This is a genomic window from Mesorhizobium sp. M7A.F.Ca.US.007.01.2.1 (genome assembly GCF_003998165.1).
Taxonomy (GTDB): Bacteria; Pseudomonadota; Alphaproteobacteria; order Rhizobiales; family Rhizobiaceae; genus Mesorhizobium; species Mesorhizobium ciceri.
Window position 1 is genome coordinate 4303 of record NZ_RZQP01000092.1, and the last position, 18064, is coordinate 22366.

Annotated in this window: 21 protein-coding genes and 1 pseudogene; 8 read left to right on the plus strand and 14 right to left on the minus strand. The window is 60.5% G+C overall.

The features are described from left to right. The 3 genes from EN949_RS17865 to EN949_RS17875 all read right to left on the minus strand — a co-directional run. Window positions 1-951: VCBS domain-containing protein (locus EN949_RS17865; RefSeq protein WP_206534955.1), on the minus strand; the 951-nt coding region annotated here is incomplete at its 3' end. Between the two features lie 715 nt (window positions 952-1666). Continuing rightward, a complete protein-coding gene (locus tag EN949_RS17870) occupies window positions 1667-2269 on the minus strand; it encodes a general stress protein (RefSeq protein ID WP_024502379.1) in 603 nt (200 codons plus the stop codon). A gap of 20 nt (window positions 2270-2289) precedes the next feature. Further along, on the minus strand, window positions 2290-3033 hold the full coding sequence (locus tag EN949_RS17875) for a DUF4142 domain-containing protein (protein ID WP_013533176.1): 744 nt from the start codon (window positions 3031-3033) through the stop codon (window positions 2290-2292). Between the two features lie 190 nt (window positions 3034-3223). Here EN949_RS17875 and EN949_RS17880 point away from each other — a divergent pair, with 190 nt between their 5' ends. The 3 genes from EN949_RS17880 (at window position 3224) to EN949_RS17890 (ending at window position 4200) form a co-directional block, all read left to right on the plus strand. Next, window positions 3224-3376 (plus strand): acetyltransferase, encoded by a 153-nt coding sequence (locus tag EN949_RS17880; protein WP_127366616.1) that lies wholly within the window; start codon window positions 3224-3226, stop codon window positions 3374-3376. A 152-nt stretch (window positions 3377-3528) separates the two neighbouring features. Then, on the plus strand, window positions 3529-3783 hold the full coding sequence (locus EN949_RS17885) for a DUF982 domain-containing protein (protein ID WP_013533177.1): 255 nt from the start codon (window positions 3529-3531) through the stop codon (window positions 3781-3783). Between the two features lie 90 nt (window positions 3784-3873). Beyond that, the gene (locus EN949_RS17890) at window positions 3874-4200 is read left to right on the plus strand and encodes a hypothetical protein (protein WP_127366618.1); all 327 of its coding nucleotides are present in this window, start codon (window positions 3874-3876) and stop codon (window positions 4198-4200) included. 30 nt (window positions 4201-4230) lie between these two features. Here the strand turns inward: EN949_RS17890 and EN949_RS17895 are convergent, their stop codons facing one another. From EN949_RS17895 to EN949_RS17920, 6 genes are all read right to left on the minus strand, one after another. Beyond that, on the minus strand, window positions 4231-4566 hold the full coding sequence (locus EN949_RS17895; RefSeq protein WP_244506918.1) for a hypothetical protein: 336 nt from the start codon (window positions 4564-4566) through the stop codon (window positions 4231-4233). Next, window positions 4566-4925: a hypothetical protein gene (locus EN949_RS17900; protein ID WP_063171484.1), complete on the minus strand. Its 360-nt coding sequence runs from the start codon at window positions 4923-4925 to the stop codon at window positions 4566-4568. The genes EN949_RS17895 and EN949_RS17900 overlap by 1 nt, the downstream gene beginning before the upstream one ends. Continuing rightward, the gene (locus EN949_RS17905; RefSeq protein WP_027164011.1) at window positions 4925-6145 is read right to left on the minus strand and encodes an Nramp family divalent metal transporter; all 1221 of its coding nucleotides are present in this window, start codon (window positions 6143-6145) and stop codon (window positions 4925-4927) included. Before EN949_RS17905 ends, EN949_RS17900 begins: the two co-directional genes overlap by 1 nt. Further along, window positions 6142-6597 (minus strand): hypothetical protein, encoded by a 456-nt coding sequence (locus tag EN949_RS17910; RefSeq protein WP_127366617.1) that lies wholly within the window; start codon window positions 6595-6597, stop codon window positions 6142-6144. The genes EN949_RS17905 and EN949_RS17910 overlap by 4 nt, the downstream gene beginning before the upstream one ends. A gap of 143 nt (window positions 6598-6740) precedes the next feature. Continuing rightward, window positions 6741-6971: a hypothetical protein gene (locus EN949_RS17915; RefSeq protein ID WP_013533183.1), complete on the minus strand. Its 231-nt coding sequence runs from the start codon at window positions 6969-6971 to the stop codon at window positions 6741-6743. A gap of 84 nt (window positions 6972-7055) precedes the next feature. After that, entirely contained in the window at window positions 7056-7274 is a 219-nt protein-coding gene (locus EN949_RS17920; RefSeq protein ID WP_013533184.1) for a hypothetical protein, read from the minus strand. Between the two features lie 218 nt (window positions 7275-7492). Between EN949_RS17920 and EN949_RS17925 the strand changes: the two genes are divergently transcribed. Further along, the gene (locus tag EN949_RS17925; protein ID WP_024502371.1) at window positions 7493-9793 is read left to right on the plus strand and encodes an FdhF/YdeP family oxidoreductase; all 2301 of its coding nucleotides are present in this window, start codon (window positions 7493-7495) and stop codon (window positions 9791-9793) included. A gap of 84 nt (window positions 9794-9877) precedes the next feature. Here EN949_RS17925 and EN949_RS17930 read toward each other — a convergent pair whose 3' ends face one another. The 4 genes from EN949_RS17930 to EN949_RS17945 all read right to left on the minus strand — a co-directional run bounded on the left by EN949_RS17930 (window position 9878) and on the right by EN949_RS17945 (window position 14140). Continuing rightward, a complete protein-coding gene (locus EN949_RS17930) occupies window positions 9878-10096 on the minus strand; it encodes a hypothetical protein (protein ID WP_013533186.1) in 219 nt (72 codons plus the stop codon). Continuing rightward, window positions 10093-10356, minus strand: coding sequence for a hypothetical protein (locus tag EN949_RS17935; RefSeq protein ID WP_127367384.1), 264 nt, complete (start codon window positions 10354-10356; stop codon window positions 10093-10095). The genes EN949_RS17930 and EN949_RS17935 overlap by 4 nt, the downstream gene beginning before the upstream one ends. A gap of 299 nt (window positions 10357-10655) precedes the next feature. Continuing rightward, entirely contained in the window at window positions 10656-11033 is a 378-nt protein-coding gene (locus EN949_RS17940; RefSeq protein WP_063171482.1) for a response regulator, read from the minus strand. Further along, window positions 11030-14140, minus strand: coding sequence for a CheR family methyltransferase (locus EN949_RS17945; protein WP_127370884.1), 3111 nt, complete (start codon window positions 14138-14140; stop codon window positions 11030-11032). The genes EN949_RS17940 and EN949_RS17945 overlap by 4 nt, the downstream gene beginning before the upstream one ends. Before the next feature lie 271 nt (window positions 14141-14411). Here EN949_RS17945 and EN949_RS17950 point away from each other — a divergent pair, with 271 nt between their 5' ends. Further along, complete coding sequence (locus EN949_RS17950; protein ID WP_127367445.1) at window positions 14412-15068, plus strand: response regulator; 657 nt, start codon at window positions 14412-14414, stop codon at window positions 15066-15068. A gap of 102 nt (window positions 15069-15170) precedes the next feature. Here the strand turns inward: EN949_RS17950 and EN949_RS17955 are convergent, their stop codons facing one another. Further along, a complete protein-coding gene (locus EN949_RS17955; RefSeq protein ID WP_013533191.1) occupies window positions 15171-15443 on the minus strand; it encodes a hypothetical protein in 273 nt (90 codons plus the stop codon). 207 nt (window positions 15444-15650) lie between these two features. Here EN949_RS17955 and EN949_RS17960 point away from each other — a divergent pair, with 207 nt between their 5' ends. The 3 genes and pseudogenes from EN949_RS17960 to EN949_RS17970 form a co-directional block, all read left to right on the plus strand. Further along, a complete protein-coding gene (locus EN949_RS17960; protein WP_024502367.1) occupies window positions 15651-16757 on the plus strand; it encodes an SDR family NAD(P)-dependent oxidoreductase in 1107 nt (368 codons plus the stop codon). Further along, the gene (locus tag EN949_RS17965) at window positions 16754-17827 is read left to right on the plus strand and encodes an NAD-dependent epimerase/dehydratase family protein (RefSeq protein ID WP_024502366.1); all 1074 of its coding nucleotides are present in this window, start codon (window positions 16754-16756) and stop codon (window positions 17825-17827) included. The genes EN949_RS17960 and EN949_RS17965 overlap by 4 nt, the downstream gene beginning before the upstream one ends. Continuing rightward, window positions 17824-18064: pseudogene (locus tag EN949_RS17970) on the plus strand (B12-binding domain-containing radical SAM protein); the annotation flags it as partial. The gene EN949_RS17965 and the pseudogene EN949_RS17970, both read left to right, overlap by 4 nt.

Here is an 18064-nt window from a genome sequence, read left to right on the forward strand (position 1 = left end):
GGTGTCGTTGGCCAGAACGTTGCCGGTCGCCGCCGTGGCCGGCGTGATGCCGGCCTCGTTCGCGGACCCGGTGTCGGCGACCGCAACCGGCGCATCGTCGGTGCCGTGGATGGTGATGGTCAGCGTCTGTGTGTCGGTGCCGCCGGTGTGGCCGTCGTTGGCCGTGATCGTATAGGTGAGCGTCAGCGTCTCGCCGACAGCCAGGAAGTCGAAGGCTTGTGGCGCCGAATTGAAGGTCCAGCCCAGATTATTGGTTTCGCCCGGGTTGGCCGTCAGCGAGATCGGCGAGACTGTCAGCATGCCGAGCACGGCGGCACTGTTCAGCCCGCCCATGGTGCCGCCGAGGGACACCGAAGTTACCATCGCGGTCACCGTGTCGGAGATATCGGCATCGTTCACCGTCAGGGTGCCGTTCACCGTCAAGGGTGCGTTGGTCTCGATCAACGAGGCGGTCGCGCTGTCGGTCGTCACGAGATGGATATCGGGTTTGTCGTTGGTGCCAGTAAACTGAATGGTGGCCGTGGCCCAGCTCAGCGTGCCATTGCCGAGCTGAATGGCGTAGGTCACTTTATCGGTGAGAACCTCTCCCGCCCCAAGCGCTTGAATCATACTCTCGAGATTCGCCGTGTCGTAGTGGATCGTACCATCAGTGCCTATCCAGATATGGGCACCCAGGTAACTCGTGTCGGTCCCTCCTCCGACACCGCCGGAGTATGTTGCGTCGCGTGTGAGCAGATCCGCCGGAGCAAGTATCTTCGTTGCGGTCTGCACACTGTCTGCGTTATCGATGGAGTAGAGCTGTTTGGCTGCGCCACCCAGATCATTCGCCAAAACATTCAGGATCAGGACACCGGTATCATTTTCTGAGAGGAGAAAAAGGTCATCCTTCGCCTGCGGCGTGTTGGAGAAAGACGTCGTGGTGCCGCCGGCACCGGTGACCTGAGTAGCCATTTTTCAACCCCCCTTTTAAGAACAGACGCCTCATCTGTTTTATCGACAGTACTGAACGACCGGCTGCTTCCAGCCGAAGAAAAACCGCGCGAATCCAGGCAGGCATGAATTTTCGCCCTCATCCAGGCACACCGCCGCGCTTGGAACAGCCGCCTCAAGCTGGCCATTCACGGACGGATATTGACCCGATGCTGCTGGACGCGACGACTGGTCGTCACGCTACGTTCCCTACCCAACCTACATCGTCAAACTCGTGGCTTTCGACCACGAACTTTAGATGCTTCTTATATTAGGAGATTATTAACTCTTATAGAGAGGAAGCGTCAACGCCCAACTTGGCCGAACAGTTAATAGTCGAACATAAGGGGAGCCACAGTCACTAGAATCGAGTTGTGAGATCGAACAGGCGCGCCCGATATGAGCCAGACGGCAGACGTGCGGCTCAGCGTGACCAGAGCCCGCCAGCGCACCACCATACCAACACCGCACCTTGATCGCTGAGTACTTTTCGTGCAGCACGCCAACCCGACAGCCAGCCAGTTCGCTTGAACGGTCGGGGATTCAACTGAGATCACTTAACGCGCCGGACAGCCGGGAAGCTTCATGCCCTTGCTCACGGAGATCTTGAAGCCGGGCAACTCGAACATCTGTCCCACACGCTCCGTAGCACTTCGTGAAACCTCGTCGTTCGGTACGTGCGACCACACCTCCTCGTTCAAGGCCGATTGATCGTCCGAGCGCTGTCGCGATCGGTCTCGTCAGGGATATATTCGCCGGCATTGGCATCGAAGCCGGTCCAGCCGCCAGCCTCGTAAGCCCTGCGGCGTTCGGCAAGATCGACCGATCTGGATTGCCCCAGAATTTCCTCGGCATTTGCAATGAGTTCATCGTCCACCCTGGCCGTGACCAACGTGCCGCCGCGGCGTACGCCCTCCGCATACACGTGGGCATCGTTCTCGGGCACGCCGGACTCCGTCAGAGCGCCGACAATGCCTCCGACCGCACCGCCTGCCACCGCCCCGGCAACGACACCTGTCGCGGTGGCGGCGAGCCAACCCGCCGCGACCACAGGTCCGACGCCCGGGATGGCCATGACCCCCAGCCCTGTCAGCAATCCGCCGGCACCGCCGATCACGGCTCCAATCCCCGCGCCAGCCCCGGCATCCTCGGCAGCCTCCGAACGGTCGCCCTCGTACCAGTCATCCGAGTTGTTGGCGACGATGCTGATGTTCGCATGCGGGACGCCCGTGGCTTCCAGTTCGCGGACCGCGTCGGCCGCGTCGTCATAATTGTCGAACAGTCCAGTTACCGTTTTCATTGATTTCTCCTGATCCGTGCTCACTTGCTGGCGGCAACGACGTTGCCCTGATAGTCCAGGCCGACGGCGAGGCTTTCGCCTGCCTTGGTGGCATGGCCCCGCCAGATGCCCTGGTCGTCCTTGGTAAGCTTCGACACGTTGGTATAGCCTGCACCCTCGATGCGGCTCTTGGCCTGGGCTTCGGTGAAGCTGTTTGCGCCGGGAACGAGAGCGGCGGCATTGGGGGTATTGTCGGTCTTCACCGCCGGTGTTGTCGCTCCCGTGATGGCGTCCTGCCCGGCTGCGATCTTTTCGATCATCTGCTGGTGCGTCTTCAGCGTATCGACCGTTTGCTGGGCGAATGTCTTGAGCCCGGCGTTGTCGCCGCCGCTGGCATAGGTTTCAAACAGCTTGACGGCGTCGGCATGCGCCTTGCGCTGCATGTCGACATAGGCTGGATCGATCGGTGCCTGCGCATTCTTGAGCTTGTCGAGATCGCCCTGGTGCTGGGCATCAAGCGCCGACGGCACTTTCAATTTTTGTTCGCCGGCCACCGTTGCCAGCTTGGCATTGGCCGCGCCGTGATCGCGGATCATCATCTGGGCGAAGTCCTTGATGCTCTGGTCCTGAACCTTGCCCAAGGCAATCTGGCTCGAGTCGACTTCGAACTTGCCGCCGATGGCAGCCTTGTCGACGAAGGCCTGGGCGCTGTCGGCAGCAAAAGCAGGCACGGCGAGAAGAATGGAAGCAGCGGCGAGCGATGCGAAAAATTGTCGTGTTTTCATCGGCTTTGTCCTTGCCTGGGATGCGTCGCCCTAACAGGCCAAGATGCGCTTTGTTCCGATACCCAGACGACATGCCTGCAGGCCCGGCAGCACCACGATCCACGCATGAGGCTGCCGGATTATCTCGCGTGAGATCTGCCACATCGACGTAAAATGTGGAGAAGTGACAGGCGACAGGAACGCCGGCACCATGAACCAGCGTGGCTGCAAAAAAGCCGTGGTCGAGACAAGCAGTTTCCAGGCGCCGCTATTCTACATGCAGCATGGGTTCGAGGAATTCGGCAAAGTCGAATTCGGAATTCCAGGGCATGTACGAATCTTCCTTCGCAAGGACCTGTTGTAAGTCTTGGGACGGGCGCGCACGGATGGCCATCGGCTAGTTGTTTCAAACGCCAGGTGCTCTGGAACAAACCGACGGTTGCGGAGTTAAAGCGCGTCGCGACGCGCACTCTTGCAGCGGCGTGTCGAATAGAGTGCATCCCGCTGGAGAGGCATGTGCGTACTGGACATTTCAGAAAGCCGATTGTCATTCAACCTGGCCGGATAGACCGCGACAGGGTTGTGGTTTCGGTGTCGGACGCAGCCGAAGTGCTGCTGCGGGACTGGCCAAAGCCGACATCCGAGAGGCGTCTTGCCGCGATCAGAGCGTGCCTTGCCGTCATGCGAGGCGAAAAGCCGACAAGGGCGGCACGACAGGCGTTCATCGTTGCGGCCAAGGACGCCAGGATTCTGCTGAGCGAGCAAGTCTGACCGTGGCGGGTCGCCTCAGTGCATGCAAGCTTGGTTCCGCTGGCGCCTGCAAGTGCGATACTGCCGAGATTGGTTCGAAGGGGAGAGATTATGGCTAAGGTTTCAGGTCTCACGCCTGCCGCGGCCAGAGGCGAAGTTCAGGCAGGAGCAACGCACGACAAGACGCCGGGGTTCGATCCCGCCATTGCCCCGCTTGAGACAGACGCAGAGGCCGCGGACACACAAAATCCGGTCGCTAAGACAAGTCCGCCGCGCACTCGTCCAAAATTCGAAAACGATGCCAGCTTTGCCAATGCCATGCGTCCGGTCGAAGGCGAGCCGGAACTGCGGCCTAGCGGCAACTGGCCGGTGTTGGTGATTGCAGCTGTCGTTTTGACAGCAGCCGTGGTCTTCCTGGCGGCAAGCATGCTGCGATGAGACTAATCCCGACGATGCAGCACCCACGACCTATTCCTGGAGGTCCGGCGCGTCCTTCATGCCTGAGAGTTCGGTCATTGGGCACAGCAGCCGCGGTCGCGCGGGATCGGAGATGTCGAGCTTGTCCCAAGGAATGCGGTATAGACCGTCGCGGCGGCGCAATCGGAAAAGATCCAGCACCGCCACGCCTATGGCCGAAGCCGAAAGACGCTCGAAAGCAGCGTAGACCCCGACGTGGAATTCGGTGACGACGAAATCGTCACCATCCCGTTCGGCGCGGATCTCCTCGATATAACCGACATTCTTGCCGCGCTGCGAGAGTACGCGCCGCCCCGCCAGATGCTCGAGATTGACCGTGATCATCATCAAGCTCCCGGAATGCGCCCGATGATATGGTCGCGCAACCAGTCCTGCCAGGCGAAGATCGACGTTTCTCGCACATCGATGTCGAACTCGATATCGATGCCGATATCTTTCACCTTGCGCCAGGCGATCCGATGAGGTTCGCCATGCTGCTTGCCACCCAGCTTGACCGCGAGCCGCGCCATCCAGCGCCCGGGCCGTGCGCCGAGGCGACGCGCCAGGGTGATGGAGCCGAGCTCGATGGCAATGATCCGAGGCGGCTTGCCAGGCCGCAACTGCGCCACCAAACCGTCGACCTTACCGACCTTGACCTGCTCGCGGTCGACCACCTGCTTGTCCAGGAGATCACGCAGCAACTTCATCATGTGCCTCCGAATATCTGCAGCGGGATGGTCACCACCGCCAGTACGAAGCCAAGCGCGATGATGAAGATGACGGCGGCATTTGACAAAATGCCGTTGCGATGCTCGCCGACATAACGTTTGTCGTTCAGCAGAAACAGGAACGGAACGACGGTCAGCGGAAGGCTGGCAGCCGTCAGCGCCATGGAAAAGATGGTGAGCCTCAGCGGGTCAAGACCAAGCGCGATGGGAATAGCCGCCAACAGCAATGATATCGTGTAGGTGGCGCTGAAACCCGGATCGTCGCGCGGCTTGCGATCCTCGCCCCAATTCCAGCCGAACCCTTGGGCCACAAGATAGGCCTGTTGCAACCCGACCTCGAGTGCGGCGCCGAAGCAGGCGATGGCGAGAGAAGCAACAAACAGCACGAAGCCCCAGAAGCCGAATATGGGGATCAGCATCAACGGCAGTTGGTGATAGTCGTCCACCTGGGTGACGCCATGCGTGGCGAGCACGAGAGCGGCCACGATCAACACGCCGATCGAGATGGTGCCCCCGAAGGTCATGCCCAACCCCGCTATGGCCCGATTGGCGCCGAGATAGCTTTTGTCCCACCGGTCCTCGATGGCCCCCGAGGAATAGAACATGAACAGGTAGGGCGATATCGAGGCGCCCAGAATGCTGACCGCCATGAACCAGTAATTGGCGGCATCGTGGACCGGCAGCGAAGGCACGGCGCCCCTTGCGACTGCCGTCCAATCAGGTCTCAGCATCACCGCTCCGACGACGAAACACAGCGTCACCAGACCGAGAAACGACACGCCCTTCTCGATGACGCCGAACGTGCCTTTCCAGAGCAGCAGCCACGCCAGCAAAGCCACCGGCAGTGCCCACCACTGGAAGCCTATGCCCGTGGCAAGTTCGAGCGCGATGGCAACGCCGCCGATCTCTGCGGACAGCACCAGGAAATTGACCAGCAAGGCGGCAAGCAACGGCCATAGAAAGACGTTGAAACCGAACCTTTCGCGGATGCCGTCGGAGATCGTGTGATGGCTCACGGCCGCGAACCGGCCGGACATTTCGACAAGGAAGATGATGCAGACGGTGCCAAGCACCACCGCCCAGATCAACTGGAAGCCAAACATCGCGCCTGCCTGCGCCGCCGTCGCCATGGACCCAACTTCGAGGAAGCCGCCGACGCTGGTGACGACGCCGAGGGATATTTCCATGAGCTTTTTCATGGCTTCGGCGCGAAATACTTGGCGTAGGCGGTAGCGAGCGCACGCGACGCCAGCCGTAAATCCTGTTGCGCGTCTTGGACTTCCAGCCGGTCATCTGCCTGCAGTCCGGCCTCGGCACGCGTCACCCCGACCGACAAATCATTGACTGCTTTTGTCAGAGAAGCTTGCTCGGTGGGTTCACTGATTTCGGCGGACCGGATTTGCGCCCCGACATCGGCAAGCGTCTTGCCGATCGATTGCAGCGTGTCCACCGTGTATGCGGTCGGCGCCGCCCCTGCCGCCCAGGCGTCCAGCGCCATCAACACGGTCTGCGATGCGGACGCCACGGTTCGTGATTGCTGCTCGATCTGATCGGAAGATGAGCATGCCGAGAGCATCAGCAAAAGCAGGCACAAGCAGTCAAGCCTGAGATAGCGGCGGCTAACGATCAAATCAGGCGTTTGGTGCGCCACAGAATAGTCTCCCCGACGCAACAAACCGCGGCCGGCGTGAATCTGATCTAGAGCGCTCGACGAGTCCGTCAACAACCGCGGCTCCCGATCCGGAGCACGAGGCGGTCTCAATCGGGTTTCGATTGCTAGTGGGGTGCTGAACGTCAATCGGGGCGATCCCCGCTCGAAGCGTCTTGGATTCCGTATTCGTGAATGAGGCCGAGAACCTGACTTCTGACTGTGTCGCGCGCGTCGGGCTGGATGAAAAACATCAGCCGCTCGACCGCTTCCACAACTGCTTCCGGCAGATCCGAAACCGCATCGGTGAGTTCGCTGCCATGCTCGTACATATTGTCCGTCAGCTTCTTGTCGAGGTCGGAAAGGATGCCCATCATCCGCACTCCAGATCGGTGCTGTGTTGATCTCAGTTCGACAGCGTCACGGCCAGGTCACCCTCCCCTGTTGCTGCCAGCCATCGATCACTGTTGCCCCGGCATTTCCGTGTTTTCCCTGGGATTTTTCTGGACGCCGGCAGCCGGGGCGGTATCCGCCGGGGCATTGCCGCCCTGGTTCTGCTCCGGCGCGCGTTTCAGCGGCGAGGTCTGCCATCCCATGTCAACGTAGAAAAAGCCGACGACGAAACCGACAATGATGACCGCCGCTATCACCAGCGAGATTATTGCGTTGCGTCGCTCCATTTGCGGCTCCTTCCATCGCCGAACAGCCCATGACGGAAATAGTTCCACAGGCAAGCGCCCTCAGTGAGGACCGGGTCTGGCGCTTGCCGGCCTGGCCTCCAGCGGTGGGGCGATCCGGGATTGGCGGGATTGGATTGAACCAGCGACGTTCCCATCCCGGCAGCGGGGAACAATCAACGAGCGGCGAGGTTTGGTAGTCGCACTTGCGAGGTTCTGCCATGAAACCTGCCGTTACCGATCATGTCGAAATCAAGAAATACGACCACCCGACGGGCGGCTGGGGATCCCTGTCTTCCTTGATCCGTAAAGCCTATGGCGAAGGCCTTCTGATGTCTGGGATATGGAGCACTCTGCTCAAGCAGAACAAGGCAGACGGCTATATGTGCGTTTCATGCTCATGGGCCAAGCCGGCAGAGCCGCGGCCTTTCGAGTTTTGCGAAAATGGCGCCAAGGCCACGCTGTGGGATCAGACGAAGCTGCGCTGCGGCCCCGATTTCTTTGCACGACATTCCGTCACCGAACTGCTCGATTGGCCGGATTGCGAGCTGGAAAAGCAGGGCCGACTGACCGATCCGTTGCGCTACAATGCCGTCACCGACCGCTACGAGCCGGTGTCCTGGAATGAAGCCTTCGCCGAGATCGGCATGGAACTTCGGCGCCTCGATCCGAAATCGGTGGTTTTCTATACGTCCGGCCGGGCCTCTTTGGAGGCTTCCTTCATGTATCAGCTGTTCGCGCGCATCTACGGTTCGTCGAACCTGCCCGATTCTTCCAACATGTGTCACGAATCGACCTCGGTCGGGCTTCCCAGATCAATCGGCTCGCCGGTTGGAACCGTACAACTCGAAGACTTTTCGCAATGCGACATGATGTTCTTCTTCGGCCACAACACCGGGGTGACGGCGCCGCGGCTGTTGCACCCGCTGCAGGAGGCCCGTGAACGCAATGTGCCGGTGTTCACCTTCAACCCCTTGCCGGAGCGAGGGCTCAAGCGCTTCAAGAACCCGCAGAATCCCGTCGACATGCTGTCGCCGGGGCCCGGCACGAAAATGTCCAGCGACTTCTTCCAGGTCCGCGGCGGCGGCGATATCGCCGCCATGACCGGCATCGCCAAGGCTGTGCTCGCGCTCGACGATGCGGCCCGCGAGCAGGGAAGCTCGCGTATCCTCGATATCGGGTTTATCGCGGAACATACGCATGGTTTCGCCGAATTCGAGGCCTATCTGCGCGCTGCCGCGTGGGATGACATCGTCGCCCGGTCGGGCATTGCGCGACCGGATCTGGAGCATGTCGCCGAAGTCTACAGCCGGTCCAATGCGGTGATCGGCAACTATGGCATGGGTCTGACACAGCACAGGCATGGCACCGAAAACGTGCAGATGTTGTGCAATCTGCTGCTGATGCGGGGCAATATGGGAAAACCCGGCGCCGGCATTTCGCCCCTGCGGGGTCATTCCAACGTCCAGGGCCAGCGCACCGTCGGCATATCCGAAAAACCTGAACTCGTTCCGCTCGACAAATTCGCCGAGTTCTATGCATTCGAGCCCCCGCGCGAGAAGGGCCTCGATACGGTCGAGACTTGCGAAGGCGTCATCGCCGGCTCGGTGAAAGGCTTTGTCGGCCTGGGTGGTAATTTCGTCCGCGCCGTGCCCGAAACCGGCCTCGTTGAGAAAGCCTGGCGCAGACTTGGCCTGCATGTCGAAATCGCGACCAAGCTCAACCGAAGTCATCTCCTGCCGGGGGCAGTAACCTATCTGTTGCCCTGCCTGTCCCGGTTGGAAAGAGATCGCCAGGCAAGCGGCGATCAGACCGTTTCCATGGAGGATTCGACCGCCTGCATCCATGGGTCCTTTGGATCGCGCCCGCCGGTTTCGCCAAACCTGCTTTCGGAACCGAAGATCGTCGCGGAGCTGGCCAAGGCCACGGTGCCAGACATGAGTTCGATCCCTTGGGATAAGTGGATTGCCGACTATTCTCGCATCCGTGATGAGATCGAGCGCTGCTTTCCACAGCATTTCCGCCAGTTCAACAAGCGGTTCCTGACACCCGGAGGCTTCCATCGCGACATCAAGGCATCGAAGCGAATTTGGGAAACGCCGAACAAGAAGGCCAATTTCAAGCCGCCCACCACGCTGGAGACAGATCCCGATATCGATGTCTCGGGCCAAAAGGTGCTGACGCTGATCACAGTGCGATCCAACGACCAGTTCAACACGACCGTCTACGGTTATGATGACAGGTTGCGCGGCATCCACGGTACACGCATGGTGTTGCTGATGAATGAGGCCGACATCCAGCGGTTCGGACTGACCGCGGGGCAGCAGATCGATCTCGAAACGCATGCCGATGACGGTGTGGAGCGGCGTGTGCGCGGCCTTCGTGTGACACCCTATTCCGTGCCGCAAGGCAACTGCGCCGGCTATTATCCGGAACTCAATCCCCTGGTGCCCCTATGGCATCGCGCCAAGGAGGCCCACGTTCCGGCCGTCAAGTCCGTTCCCGTAAGAATTGTTTGCTGAGGCCGGAGGCCTCGGTTCCGGCCGGAGAGACGTGTCCGGCGACCGCGCCGTTGGGCACAGAAGCGGCCGTAGCCGCCACTTGGCCTAGCCGCCACTTGGCTTTGGAGATGCCGGCTGGGTTGGCTGCGTACCTTGCTGCTCGCCGCCGGTGCTGGTCTGCGGTGTCGGGTTGGTGTCGGTCGTGGGATTCTTGTCGACCGGTTGGCTGTTCGTAGTATCCGTCTTGGACTTGGCTGGATCGGCATTATCGTTGCACCCCGCCAAGGCGAGCAATGCCGCCGACATCAATAGCACTGCTCTCATGCTGACTTCTCCTGGAGTTCGGGCGAAGCCGTCTGCCAATGACCTATTCGGTCGAACCGCACCGAAAGCCCTTGCTTGACGGCGCTTCTGGCCAGCAGATGGTCCAGTTCGGCATCTTCAATCGGACTTCGTACGACCTGGCGAATGGCTTTGCAGGCAAGTTCCGTCGAGACGAAATCATATCTCCTGCTCCTGGCTACAACATATTGTTCGACCAGCATTTTTACGCGCCTGAGCGCGATTTCTTCGGCGAATTGCATTTTGCTCCTCCTGCACGCCGAACTGCCGAACCGGTACGTTGTTCCCACCCCGGTCCAAAAACATGATCGTCGAGATGATTAAAGGCTCGCGCTTTCCAACAGAAAGCGCGAGCGGATCAGGCTGAGGGGGACCCGATCGTCCAGCATCAAACGAGGGGAGCGATGACGCTGCACGGCTACCGAACTCGCACGGACTTGAGTTGTTCCACTTCGCGGTCCCTGAGGTGTTCACAGTCGAATGAACCCTAAATCGGGCGGGCCGGAGTCACCGGATCGATCGAGGCCAGCACTGCCTGAAATCACGGAGAATGCGTGTCGGGACGAAGCGATGCCAGGTCGGCCAGGGTGTTGAGAAGGGCAGCGTCGCCTGCCGGCTTCGGCACGAATTTGCAGTTTCGGAAGGGTTTGGGAACGTCACGGGGGCCAAATCCGGTCATGAAGGCGAAGGGGATACCGCGAGCCAACAGTGTTTCGGCCACGGGCAGACTTGTTTCACCGTTCAATTGAATGTCCAGCAGCGCCACGTCGACTTTGCCTGCATCGATAAGTTGACGAGCCGCGGCGACCGACGAGACCGGGCCGATCACGGGATAACCCGCCGCACGCAGGCGAGACGCGACGTCTTCGGCGATCAGCCATTCGTCCTCGACCACCAGAACGCGCGGCCTGTCGCTCACGGCGCCTCCTTGTGGTTTGCCGGAAACGCAATCCGGACGCTGAGGCCGTCCTTGTGGAACGCGGTCTCGACATGGCCGCCCAGCCTGTAATCAATTTCACCCTGCAACAAGGTCAGCCCAAAGCCATTGTCCAACGGCGCCTTGACAGGAGGGCCGTCCTTTTCTCGCCAGCCAAATGTGAAACTGTCATCGTCGATCGACCATTGCACACTGACCTTGCCGTCGGTTTTTGACAAAGCGCCATACTTGGCCGCGTTGGTGGCCAGTTCATGGATGGCCATACTCAGGGAGAGCCCCTGTTGCGGACCTAGTTTGACATCCTTGCCATCGAGTTCGATCCGATCGATGCCGAATGGTTCGAGCTCCTGCTGGAGCATTTCCCTGACCGAGGCTTCCTTCCATCTCTCCCGGGTCAGCAGGCCGTAGGCCCGCGACATGGCATGCAGGCGGCCGATCAGCGCATCCGCGAACTCCTCCTTCGTATCAGAACTTTCCCGCGTGCGGCTTGCAATGCTGGCGATCACCGCAAGCATGTTCTTGACCCTATGGTTGAGTTCCGAGATGAGCACCTGCTGATGCTCTTCCGCCTGTGCCAGAGTGGTGACATCGACAAGTGTCACCACCACGCCCTGGATCCTGTTGCCCTTGTCGCGATAGGGATTGATGCGGACCATGTGGAACAGGCCCCTGGCATCGCGTGCCAGATGGTGATTCAGGATCTCGCCTGTCTCGAAGACCTTGTCGATGTGCTGCTTCAACTCGGGGTAGTCGAGCTGGCTAGACAGATCCGTCAGCGGCCGGCCGACATCGGAGGGACGCAGGCTGAAGAAGGATGACGCCGCCGGCGTGAAGGTACGGACCACAAGGCTGCGGTCGAGGAAAATGGTCGCGATGTCGGTGCTTTCGAACAGGTTGCGCAGATCGCCGTTGACGTGGTCGAGCTCCTCTATCTTGGCCGTCAACTCGGCGTTGATCGTGTTGAGCTCCTCGTTGAGCGACTGCATCTCCTCCTTCGAGGCTTCGAGTTCCTCATTGGTGGACTGCGCCTCCTCATTGACGGAGACGAGTTCCTCGTTCGACGATTTGACCTCCTCCAGCGCGGTCTCGTATTCCTCGATCGTCGATTGCAGGCGCTCCCTGGTGTCGCGCAGCTCCCGCTCGAGATCGGCGGTGCTGTCACTGTCACGGCCGCCGCCGTCTTCCTCTGAGCGGGCCTGGGTCGGCCCCGACGGTTCGAACAGGACGAGATAAAGCGGCTCGCCATTGCCACGTTCGGTGAGCGGTTCGATCGTGAGCTTGATCGGCTGGACCCGTTCGTCGTCTTCCTCTACGATGAGGTTTTCCCGCACCACTGTGCGGCGCGTCGTCGTCGCTTCCCGCAACGCGGCGCGGAGGTCCAGTCGCAGCCCACGCCTAGCCATCGTCAGCAACTGCCGGCTGGGAATCCCTTGCGGCGCTTCGAGATATCTGCCGGTCCTGGCCGAATAATAGACGACATCGCCCTCGGCGTTGACCAGGACATGCGGCGGAGCGAAGCGCTCCAGCACCTGCGCCTCGACAGCCTGGCGCAGCGGATAACCGGCGGCTCCCTTCCTTAAGCCGGCGCTTTCAGAGGGAAAGACGCCGGAACGGCTCTCACCGATCAAGGCGGGCAGCCTGATATGCGGCGAGGCATGCTCGCGCGCCTGGAAGAGACGATGTTTCTTGTCGACAGTGGCAAACAGATTGTCGTGCTGCCCAACGCTTTCGGAGGTGCCGAGGAACAGGTAACCGCCGGGCTTCAATGCATAGTGAAAGACAGGGATGACACGGCTCTGGATGCTCGGGCCGAAATAGATCAGCAGATTGCGGCAGGAGACCAGATCCATGCGCGAGAAAGGCGGATCGCGAATGACGCTGTGCGGCGAGAAGATGCACAGTTCCCGTATCTCGTTGCTAATGACATAGCTCTCTCCGTCGCCGTTGAAGAACCGCTGTCGGCGTTCGGGTGAAAGCCCTTGCAGCAAGGCTTCGGGATAGCGTGCCGCCCGGGCCACCGCCAGCGCAGGCTCGTCTATGTCGGTGGCAAATATCTGGACGCGCGGAACGACCGTAAGCTTCTCCATGTGTTCGCGCAGCAGGATGCCGATGGAGAACACCTCCTCGCCCGTGGCGCATCCGGGAACCCAGACCCTGACGGTGTCGCTGGCGGTCTTGCCTTCGAACAACTGCGGTATGATCTTTCGCTCGAGCAACTCGAAGGCATCGGGGTCGCGAAAGAAGTTGGTGACATTGATCAGCAGATCGCGAAAAAGGTTCATCACCTCGCGAGCATCTTTCTTCAGCCAGTCTATATAGGCGCTGATGGAATGGACCTGGGCGATCTGCATGCGTCGCTTCACGCGGCGCAGAAATGTCTTGGTCTTGTAGTCTGAGAAGTCGTGGCCGGAGTGGCTGCGCAGAATGGCGTATATCTGTTCTCGCACCTTATCGATGTCGGCCGTATGGTCGCCATCTTCTTCCGCCAGCCCTTCCAGCGTGTCGAAGCCGCGGGCGAAAGCCTCCAGCTTCGCCCCGATCTCCTCGGCGGGCACAGCGACGTCGACGAGCCCGCTGGCAATAGCGCTCTGTGGCATGTCGGGATTGCGCGGCCCGTAGCCGTCGTGCGCTTGCGCGACAGTGAGGCCACCCCGCTCCTTGATCGCCTTGGCGCCCAGCGTTCCATCGGAATCACCGCCCGACAGAATGACGCCCACGGCATATTCGCCCTGGTCTTCAGCGAGCGCACTAAAGAAGATGTCGACGGGTTTGCGCTCTTGGGTAAGCCCGTTGGGCCGCCGCAGGCGCAGCACACCGTTGGCGATCGCCAGAGTGACGTTTTGTGGCATCACGTAGACGTGGTCAGGTACAACAGCTATGCCATCCTCGGCCACAACGACAGGCATCTCGGTGTAGCGGCTGACAACTTCATGCAACAGACTTTCTCGCTTCGGGCTGAGATGCGTGATGATGATGAACGCCATGCCGGGCTGGCTGGTAACGCCTTTGAACAAGCCTTCCATCGCGGGAATGCCACCCGCGGACGCGCCGATGCCAACGATGGGAAATCTAGTCGATCGGGCAGTCACGGCATGTCCCCCTTTCGCCGACCCGACATGAAGTCTCCTCAAGGCCGGATCGAACAGGACACAACCATATAGCGCGCAAGACGTATGGAACAAGACGTCAGGGATGACGTTGAACCCGATATCAATGGTGGTTCAATGACGAAACGCTCTGCTGACATAAAACTCCGAGCGCCAGTGGTGTCAGGGGCGCCTGGATCGCTAGCAGGTTCCGATGCGGGGCCCGTCCCGAATCGCATGCTGATGCTTGCGAAGCGGTTGCAGGCGGCCCTGGATGACAGAATTCGGAAAGCAAATCCTCTGCATTCTAACCTCCGTTGCAAGAAAGGATGACGACGTGCGCGACCTGCGGGGGCTGCATATTCTGATAGTCGAAGACGAATGGACGATGGCGGGAGATCTTGCGCGGTTTTTCAGCAATATGGGCGCCATAATCCTTGGTCCCGCTGCAACCGTCGAACAGGCTTCCAAACACACCGGGACGGCCGAAGCTGCAATCCTCGACGTCAATCTCAATGGCCGACGCGTGTTTCCAATCGCCGATGAGTTGATGCGCCGGGGTGTCCCCTTCGTGTTCTTCAGTGGCGATGACGACATCGCCATTCCCGACCATCTCCGCTACGCCAGCAATCTGCGGAAATCCTCGGGCAGCCAGGCGGTGTTCAACGCACTCTTTCCCCCGCAAGAATCGGGGCGGGCGACCCCCGGACCGGACCCGTCCGACGACGTCTTCGCGCTTTTGCCCAAACTGCGACTTGCGGCGCGCCTTTTGCTGGGAGACGTCGACGCATCGGATCGGCTCGTCGAGAGGACGCTCGAGCAAGCGATCCGGGATGTCGACCGCAGACAGCTTGGTCAATCCACTGAAAACTGGCTCAACGGCATCATGCGAGAGATGGCGAAAACCCGCGGCGCAAACCTGATGCATTAGTTTTACCCTCCCTCTCAGGCTGAAGTGCTAAGCCGCGGGGCCGTCATTGTTGACCACATCTCGAAAACTGGGCCGTACAGATCAGCCGCTTGGCTTGTCTCATCAGTCCTTCTGATCGCGCTCGACGAATTTGTTGAAACGGCTGGCTTTCCCCTCCCCGGTCTTGGCCTGATACAGAAAGGCCAGATCGTTCTCGTCGAATATCCGGAAGAACTCGTCCCATTCGATGGGCTCGAATGCTTCCTCAGGCTCACCGAAGTCGATCCGCAGGATGCCGCCCTCGCCTTTTGTGCGCACCACTGCCGGCCGGCCGTCCCGCTCCTCGGCCCACTTGCGAATTTCGTCGTGGTCGGTGGTCGTTTGCGACTGAGACATTGAAATCTCCTTTGATCGGCGTTGCCTCATGGGACACGCGGGCTGTCGGGCGTCCTAACAGCACAAGGGCGTCAATGTTCCAGCACCGCGCCGTGATCGCGATGCCGGCTCCCAACGAAGTCCGCCAAAGGAACTTTGTTGAAGCCAGGGAACAAACCTTTTGCCGAAAAGTTCGGGGCGCCGAGGTTACTTGTCTGAGGAGTCGTCGTGAAACGCATATTGGTTACAGGAGGCTGCGGCTTCATCGGCCGGCATGTCGCACAGGAACTCGTCGAGCAGGATTATTCGGTTCGCATCCTCGATGCGCTGCTGGAGCAGGTGCATGCGGGCGAAGCCGTCGCGCTTCCCGCCGGGACCGAACTGATCAAGGGTGATGTCCGAGACCGGGAGGCGGTCGCCAGTGCGCTGGAAGGTGTTGACGCGGTCATTCATCTGGCGGCGGAAGTCGGCGTCGGACAATCGATGTACGAGATCGCGCGCTATGTCGGCGCCAATGATCTCGGCACCGCAACGCTACTTGAAGCACTGATCAAGCACCCGGTCGAACGGATCGTCGTCGCCTCGTCGATGAGCGTCTATGGCGAAGGGCTCTATGCAACGCCAGACGGCCGGCGCATCGACAATGCCCGGCGCAAGGCGAGCGACATCAAAAGCGGGCAATGGAATCCGCTGTCGCCAGAGGGAGCCCCCCTCTCGCCGCTGCCGACGGACGAAGAAAAGCCGGTCGATCTCGCTTCAATCTATGCGCTGACAAAATACGCACAAGAACGCGCTGTGCTGATCTTCGGCGAAGCCTATGGCATCGATGCTGTCGCGTTGCGCCTGTTCAATGTCTTCGGCGCCGGCCAGGCATTGTCGAACCCCTATACCGGCGTGCTGGCCAACTTCGCTTCGCGTCTCGCCAACGGCCAACGGCCAATGATCTTCGAGGATGGCGAACAGAAGCGCGATTTCGTCCATGTGCATGACGTCGCCCGCGCCTTTCGCCTTGCACTGCAGCAACGCCAGGCAAAGGGTCATGTCATCAACATCGGCAGCGGCCGAGCCTACGCGATCAGCGAAGTCGCACGATTGCTGGCCGAGGCCATGGGGACACCGAACCGCTCGCCCGAACTGCTCGGCAAAGCGCGCTCCGGCGATATCCGCAACTGCTTCGCCGATATTTCCAAGGCCCGTGAGCTGCTCGGTTTCGAGCCGGTGCGGCAACTGGAGAATTCGCTCGGCGATTTCGTTTCCTGGGTGCGTAACACGTCCGCCGTCGACCGCGGCGCCGACATGAAACGCGAGCTCGAAGAACGCGGGCTGGTGTCATGAACACACGCAATCGACGCGACGCGCCGGTCGCCATCGTCGGCGGCAGCGGCTTCATAGGATCGAACCTCGCCGACAGCCTGTTGTCGGATGGCGAACCGGTGCTGGTGATCGACAATCTCAGCCGTCCGGGCGTCCAGCAGAACCTTGAATGGCTGGCACAAAAACACGCCAGTCGCCTCACGGTGGAGACCATCGACGTGCGGGACGCCAACGCCTTGGCGCCGGCTCTGACGGGTTCAAAGGCAATTTTCCATCTGGCCGCGCAAACCGCCGTCACCACAAGCCTGGTCCAGCCGGGCGAGGATTTCGACATCAACCTTCGCGGAACATTCAACGTACTGGAGGCGGCGCGACTGAGCGGTGAGCGTATTCCTGTTGTCTTCGCCAGCACCAACAAGGTCTATGGCAGCCTGCCCGACGTCGCGGTCCGCGAGGACGGCGATCGCTATGTGCCTTGCGACAGCGTCATCCAGGCGAACGGCATCGATGAGGCTCGGGGCCTGGACTTCTGCACGCCCTACGGTTGCTCCAAAGGCGCGGCGGACCAGTATGTGCTCGACTACGCCAAATCCTACGGCATGCCGACGGCGGTGCTGCGGATGAGCTGCATCTATGGACCGCGCCAGTTCGGAACCGAGGACCAGGGCTGGGTCGCGCACTTCCTGCTCAGCGCGCTGACGGGACGCCCCATCACCATTTACGGTGACGGCAGGCAAGTGCGCGATATCCTGCATGTTTCCGATGCCGTCGCCGCCTACAGGGCCGTACTCGACCACATCGAGACGACCAAAGGCCAGGCATTCAATCTTGGCGGCGGCCCGGAAAATGCGCTCAGCCTGCGCACGCTGTTGAGCGAGATCCGTGGCCTGACCGGCCATGAGCTTTCAATCCGCCATGATGGCGAACGCACCGGCGACCAGCCCTTCTTCGTCGCCGACACCCGCAAGATCAAAACCGCGCTTGGCTGGATGGCCCAGGTTTCATGGCGCGAAGGCGTCCGCGACCTAGCCGACTGGCTGCAGCGCCACCGACTCGAGCCTCACCCCGAAGCCGTGAGGTACGTCGCATGAAAATCGCTCTGGTAAACCCATTCTGGACCTACGACGACAGCATCTATTTCGGCTGCCGCCAACCACATCTGCCGCTGGAACTCGGCTATTCGAAGGCCCTGCTCGAAGCCGCCGGACATGAGGTGCTGATGCTGGATGGTCAGTTGCAGAAGCTCGACAATTCCGGCCTTTGCGAGCGGGTGGCCGATTTCGCCCCGGCAATGACTGTCGTCAGTACCGCGCCGACCTATCTGTTCT

Excerpts from the sequence above, each read along its gene's own strand:
- EN949_RS17905 (WP_027164011.1), bottom strand. The coding sequence starts at position 6,145 with ATGAAAAAGCTCATGGAAATATCCCTCGGCGTCGTCACCAGCGTCGGC.
- EN949_RS17930 (WP_013533186.1), bottom strand. The coding sequence starts at position 10,096 with ATGAGAGCAGTGCTATTGATGTCGGCGGCATTGCTCGCCTTGGCGGGG.
- EN949_RS17880 (WP_127366616.1), top strand. The coding sequence starts at position 3,224 with ATGAACCAGCGTGGCTGCAAAAAAGCCGTGGTCGAGACAAGCAGTTTC.
- EN949_RS17965 (WP_024502366.1), top strand. The coding sequence starts at position 16,754 with ATGAACACACGCAATCGACGCGACGCGCCGGTCGCCATCGTCGGCGGC.
- EN949_RS17895 (WP_244506918.1), bottom strand. The coding sequence starts at position 4,566 with ATGATGATCACGGTCAATCTCGAGCATCTGGCGGGGCGGCGCGTACTC.
- EN949_RS17900 (WP_063171484.1), bottom strand. The coding sequence starts at position 4,925 with ATGAAGTTGCTGCGTGATCTCCTGGACAAGCAGGTGGTCGACCGCGAG.
- EN949_RS17955 (WP_013533191.1), bottom strand. The coding sequence starts at position 15,443 with ATGTCTCAGTCGCAAACGACCACCGACCACGACGAAATTCGCAAGTGG.
- EN949_RS17935 (WP_127367384.1), bottom strand. The coding sequence starts at position 10,356 with ATGCAATTCGCCGAAGAAATCGCGCTCAGGCGCGTAAAAATGCTGGTC.
- EN949_RS17870 (WP_024502379.1), bottom strand. The coding sequence starts at position 2,269 with ATGAAAACGGTAACTGGACTGTTCGACAATTATGACGACGCGGCCGAC.
- EN949_RS17925 (WP_024502371.1), top strand. The coding sequence starts at position 7,493 with ATGAAACCTGCCGTTACCGATCATGTCGAAATCAAGAAATACGACCAC.
- EN949_RS17915 (WP_013533183.1), bottom strand. The coding sequence starts at position 6,971 with ATGATGGGCATCCTTTCCGACCTCGACAAGAAGCTGACGGACAATATG.
- EN949_RS17890 (WP_127366618.1), top strand. The coding sequence starts at position 3,874 with ATGGCTAAGGTTTCAGGTCTCACGCCTGCCGCGGCCAGAGGCGAAGTT.
- EN949_RS17875 (WP_013533176.1), bottom strand. The coding sequence starts at position 3,033 with ATGAAAACACGACAATTTTTCGCATCGCTCGCCGCTGCTTCCATTCTT.
- EN949_RS17950 (WP_127367445.1), top strand. The coding sequence starts at position 14,412 with ATGACAGAATTCGGAAAGCAAATCCTCTGCATTCTAACCTCCGTTGCA.
- EN949_RS17920 (WP_013533184.1), bottom strand. The coding sequence starts at position 7,274 with ATGGAGCGACGCAACGCAATAATCTCGCTGGTGATAGCGGCGGTCATC.